The sequence below is a fragment of the Bradyrhizobium sp. P5_C11_2 genome (assembly GCF_054049755.1).
Window position 1 is genome coordinate 1 of the sequence record NZ_JBFULT010000560.1, and the last position, 4,947, is coordinate 4,947.

The 4,947-nt window shown below is 65.1% G+C and carries 6 protein-coding genes; 3 read left to right on the top strand and 3 right to left on the bottom strand.

Features of this window, described 5'->3' with window-relative positions; genetic code table 11:
* Positions 1–260 precede the first annotated feature (260 nt).
* Positions 261–437 (bottom strand): hypothetical protein, encoded by a 177-nt coding sequence (locus ACXJL8_RS33960; RefSeq protein ID WP_456619861.1) that lies wholly within the window; start codon positions 435–437, stop codon positions 261–263.
* Between the two features lie 262 nt (positions 438–699).
* Here ACXJL8_RS33960 and ACXJL8_RS33965 point away from each other — a divergent pair, with 262 nt between their 5' ends.
* The 3 genes from ACXJL8_RS33965 to ACXJL8_RS33975 all read left to right on the top strand — a co-directional run bounded on the left by ACXJL8_RS33965 (position 700) and on the right by ACXJL8_RS33975 (position 4,176).
* Positions 700–3,384 (top strand): flavin-containing monooxygenase, encoded by a 2,685-nt coding sequence (locus tag ACXJL8_RS33965; RefSeq protein WP_456686365.1) that lies wholly within the window; start codon positions 700–702, stop codon positions 3,382–3,384.
* Between the two features lie 132 nt (positions 3,385–3,516).
* Positions 3,517–3,792, top strand: coding sequence for a hypothetical protein (locus ACXJL8_RS33970; protein WP_456619863.1), 276 nt, complete (start codon positions 3,517–3,519; stop codon positions 3,790–3,792).
* A gap of 78 nt (positions 3,793–3,870) precedes the next feature.
* Positions 3,871–4,176 carry a hypothetical protein gene (locus ACXJL8_RS33975; RefSeq protein ID WP_456619864.1) on the top strand — a complete coding sequence of 102 codons (306 nt, stop codon included), beginning with the start codon at positions 3,871–3,873 and terminating at the stop codon, positions 4,174–4,176.
* A 62-nt stretch (positions 4,177–4,238) separates the two neighbouring features.
* On the opposite strand, the gene ACXJL8_RS33980 is transcribed toward ACXJL8_RS33975, so the two are convergent.
* Positions 4,239–4,394 (bottom strand): hypothetical protein, encoded by a 156-nt coding sequence (locus ACXJL8_RS33980; protein WP_456619865.1) that lies wholly within the window; start codon positions 4,392–4,394, stop codon positions 4,239–4,241.
* A gap of 162 nt (positions 4,395–4,556) precedes the next feature.
* Positions 4,557–4,947, bottom strand: a 391-nt coding sequence (locus ACXJL8_RS33985) for a septal ring lytic transglycosylase RlpA family protein (RefSeq protein WP_456686366.1), incomplete at its 5' end; no start/stop codon positions are given.

Genomic DNA, 4,947 nt, shown 5'->3' on the forward strand with positions numbered 1-4,947 from the left:
GGCAAGTGCTGCGCGAGTCTTACCTCTCCCCGCTTGCGGGGAGAGGTCGGATCGCCCTTCCGATCCGGGTGAGGGGGTACAGGTCTCTCAACGATCTCATGGGGAGAGAGGCCCCTCACCCCAACCCTCTCAGGGCGAGCGAAGCTCGTCCCGACCCCGCATCCGCCTTCGCCCGAAGGCGGGCTTCGGCGGACAAGAGGGCTGGGCGAGGGAGCGCATCTATTCCGCGGCTGGAGCTCGACCTGATTGCGACGGCAGCCCTAACCGCCCTTGCCGGTGAGCTCCGCCAACGCGTGCCGCGCGATGATGCCGAGTTCACCGAGCGTGGAATGGCCGGATTGCGCCGCCTCGATCAGGCGTTGGGCGATGAACCTGCGGCTGTCGTGATCGCCGCCATGCGGCAACTGGCGGCATGTCTGCTCCAGGACGACGTCCATGTTCGCTTTGGTTCGCTCACTCAACTCTTTCATGACGCCCGGGCGGTACGCGTGGCTAGTAACCGCAAGCATACACAGACGGATCGGTCATGATTAGCCCGGGTAATCACGGCCATTGTGCATCGCGATGCGTGCATTGAAGCAACGTTCGCGCCGCCACGATGACGCCGCAAACGACTACCGAAGATTGCACTAGCTCTGATGACAAGCCGAGCCTGCAGCGCTAGCCTGCCGGCAAAACAAAATACACGGGAGGAATGCCATGCCTGACGCAATGGTCGCCGCACGTGAATCCAAGACGGCGAGTGGAACAGCCCAGCAGGTCGATGTCGCCGTTGTCGGCGCCGGATTTGCCGGCCTCTACCTTCTGCATCGCCTGCGCAAGGCCGGCTTCTCGGCGGTCGCGCTCGAAGAGGCCGGCAATGTCGGCGGCACCTGGTATTGGAACCGCTATCCCGGCGCACGCTGCGACATCCAGACCATCGACTACAGCTACACTTTCGATCCGGAACTCGAGGCCGCCTGGACCTGGTCGGAAAAATACGCGACCCAGCCCGAGATCCTGCGCTATCTCGGCTTCGTCGCCGACCGCTACGACCTCAGGCGCGACATCCGCTTCACGACCAAGGTGACGGGGGCCAGGTGGGACGAAGCGACTGAGCGCTGGCAGCTCACCACCGATGACGGCGCGCCGGTTTCCTGCCGCCACTACATCATGGCGACCGGCTGCCTCTCCGCGCCCAAGCCGCCGGAGATCGACGGCGTCAAGGATTTCAAAGGCGAGGTCTATTTCACCGGCCGCTGGCCACATGATGGCGTCAATCTCGCCGGCAAGCGCGTCGCCGTGATCGGCACCGGCTCCTCGGGCATCCAGTCGATCCCCCTGATCGCCGAACAGGCCGCGCAGCTGACCGTGTTCCAGCGCACGCCGAACTTCGCATTGCCGGCGCATAACGGCCCCTCGCCCTCGGATCGCATGAGCCTTCTACAGGGCGACCGCGCGGCCTATCGCGAGCAGGCCCGCCAGTCGATGACCGGCGTACCCTACCCGCAGCAGACAGCCGTAAGCTGGCAATTGAGCGATGCCGAACGACGCGCCCGCTTCGAGGAGGCGTGGAGCAGAGGCGATCTCGTCTACATCCTGACGCAGTTGTGGGCCGATCAGGGCGTCGATTTCGACGGCAACGCGCTGATCTGCGACCTCATTCGCGAGAAGATCGGGACGATCGTGAAGGACCCCGAAACCGCCGCGGCGCTGATGCCGCATGATCATCCGTTCGGCGCAAAGCGCCCATGTCTCGATACCAATTACTACGCGACCTACAACCGGCCGAACGTCACACTGGTCAATCTGCGCCAGGAGCCGATCACGGCGATCACCGCAGGCGGCATCACCACCGGCAAGCGCAGCTTCGAGGTCGACGTCATCGTGTTCGCGACCGGCTTCGACGCCATGACCGGGGCGATCCGGGCCGTGCATCCGATCACGGGGCGCGGCGGCAAGTCGCTCTCCGACGTCTGGGCGCAGGGTCCGCAGACCTATCTCGGGCTCACCGTCGCGGGCTTTCCGAACTTCTTCATGATCACGGGACCCGGCAGTCCGTCGGTGCTGTCGAATATGGCGGTGTCGATCGAGCAGCATGTCGACTGGGTCGTTGACCGGCTTGCCGCGCTGCGTGACGCCGGCTTCGCCACGGTCGAGGCCACCGAGACGGCGCAGGCCGGCTGGGGCAAGCACATGGCCGACTGCGCAACGCTGACGCTGCACCGGCTCGCCAACACCTGGTACACGGGCGCCAACGTGCCGGGCAAGGTGCACGCGCTGATGCCCTATACCKGCGGCGTCGGCCCCTATCGCAGCATCTGCGACGAGGTCACGAACCGCGGCATGCTCGGCTTCAGGCTCACCGGCCCCAACGGCGCCGCGCAATGCAATGACGGCGAGGTGGTGCGCCTGCAGCCGGACGTGCGGCTGGTGCTAAACCTGCTCACATCGCTGAACCTGCCGCCGATCGAGTCGATGGGCGCGCAAGGCGCGCGCGCCTTCGTGAACGAGTTCAACAAAGGACGTCCGGCGGGACGACCGATCGGCGATGTCGTCGACGGCACGTTGCCGGGCACCGACGGCCCGCTTCCCTATCGTGTCTACAAGCCTGCGACGCCGGGGCCACATCCGGTCGTGATCTATTTCCACGGCGGCGGCTGGGTGCTCGGCGACGAGCAGTCCGACGATCCGTTCTGCCGCGACATGGCGCGGCGCACCGATATGATCCTCGTCAGCGTCGGCTATCGCCATGCGCCGGAGCATCGCTTCCCAACGGCGGCCGAGGACGGCTATGCCGCGACGCGCTGGATCGCGGAGCACACGGCCGAGTTCGGCGGCAAGCCGGGCCCGGTGCTGGTCGCGGGCTGGAGCGCCGGCGGCAACATCGCCGCCGTCACCTGCCAGCTGGCGCGCGACCGCGGCGGGCCGGAGATCGCCGGCCAGCTGCTGGTCTGCCCGGTCACCGACTGCACGTTCGACCGGCCGTCCTACAACGAGAATGCGACCGGCTATTTCCTGACGCGCTCGCTGATGTACTGGTTCTGGGACCTCTACTGCTCGCCGGCCGACCGCACCGATCCTCGCGTCTCGCCGCTCCGCGGCAAGGTCGCGGGCCTGCCGCCGGCTTTCGTCGTCACCTGCGAGTTTGACCCCTTGCGCGATGAAGGCATCGCCTATGCCGACGCGATGGCAGCCGCCGGCGTCCCGGTCGAGCAGCTCAAGGCGCGCGGTCATTTCCATTCATCCTTTGCGATGGTGGACGTGGTGATCACCGGCGTATCCGGCCGAGTCCGGATGGCGGAGGCGTTGCGGCGCTTTGCCGGGCTTCCGCCGGAGGTCAGGCGCGGCGATGAGAGCGGTGACACCAGCCCGGGGCACAGGATCGCTGCGGCCGCAAGCTGATAACGACGGATCGGCCGGGAACTATTTCGCGGTCATCGCGTTATGTGGTTGTGGTATTGAGATGCAGTGATAGGTCTGATCCCCGGCAAGCAAGTCCGCGTGCCGGGGTTCTTGTTTGCGTGAGGCGGGACGATGGCGGACGGGTTAGTTACAGATTCCAAGGTCGACTTCGGCGCACACGCCGCGCTGCATAAATGGCCGTCGCTTGCAAACCAGCGAAGGCCGGACCGGGAGCCCTACCAGGTGAGCGAAGGCACGCTCGACGAGTGCATCTCGGCTTTCATGGCGAAGCCGGCGGCGACCAGGCATCTCTATGAGATTCACACGGCGGCGCAGCCGCCGCTGGTGACGGACATCCTGTCGCCCGAGCACGTCATCGAGCTGTCGCGGCTGCGCGAATTTCTCTGAAGGCATGCGGAAGCCGTAGGAACCTTCTGCCAGCTTTTCCCGTTATCGGGGATCGATAGTCAGGCGTGGTGCCTCAAGATGCTTGAAGCCGGCGTACCATCCCCAATCGTGCCCTATGGCGCCGATCAAACCATTTTCGTGGTGATCGATCGCCGCGACCATGCAACCGAAATCCACGTTGAGCGCAGCGACCTCGAAGCCACGATCGGCGAGCTCGTCGCCGGCTGCTTCAATGACCCCGTCAAAGTGATCTCGTTCAACACGCTCGAACATTGGATGAAGGACATCTCGACCGAGATCGCCGGCGAAATCCGTGCGCGCTGCGACATCGATGGTGTGACACTGCCCGACTATCTCAGCGATTTCGTCGACAGCCATACCTGATCCCGCATCATCCTCGCCGGTACGCGCCCGTTGCGAACGCGCCGGGCGCATGGTTGCGGGAGTTATGCGTGCCGACGCCTGCCGGCGATGATCTCGATCTCGCGGCGGCGCTCGCCCGCGAAGGTCAGCAGCTTTTCGATCGTAAGCGTATCCGTGATCCGTTTGGCGAGCCGCTCGGCGCGCGCGGCCTGATCTTCGAGATACTGGATCGTGTTCAAGCGTCCGCCTCCCCAAAAGCCCCAGATTGTTTGGGCAGCTATGGTGCGTGAGAAGCGGCTAACAGCCGGTTAAGCGGCGGCGTTCGAGCGCGATGAATCGCGGCCTAATTGTTTGAGCATGATCTTTTCGGAAAACCGCTGCGCACTTTTCCGGATCATGCTCTATCGCACGACGTCGAGCCTGACATTGGCGACGCCCTTGTCGACCATGCCGAGCGCCTCGGCCGCGGACGGAGAGATATCGACAACGCGCCCGCGAACAAAAGGCCCTCGGTCGTTGACCCTGACCGTGACGAAGCGGCCGGAGGAGACATCGGTGACGCGCAGCTTGGTGCCGAACGGCAGGCTCGGATGCGCCGCGGTCAATTCGTTCTTGTCGAACCGCTCGCCGCTCGCGGTCTCCGTATCCGAATAGAAGCTGGCAACGCCGTGCGAGGCTGTCCGCTTTGCGTCGCCGTCGGGCATACGCGCCCGGCTGATCGGCCGTGGATGCAGCGCCGCCACCCGGTGCGGACGTTCGACGGCCGCCTGCCGGTTGGTGCCAAGATCAGCC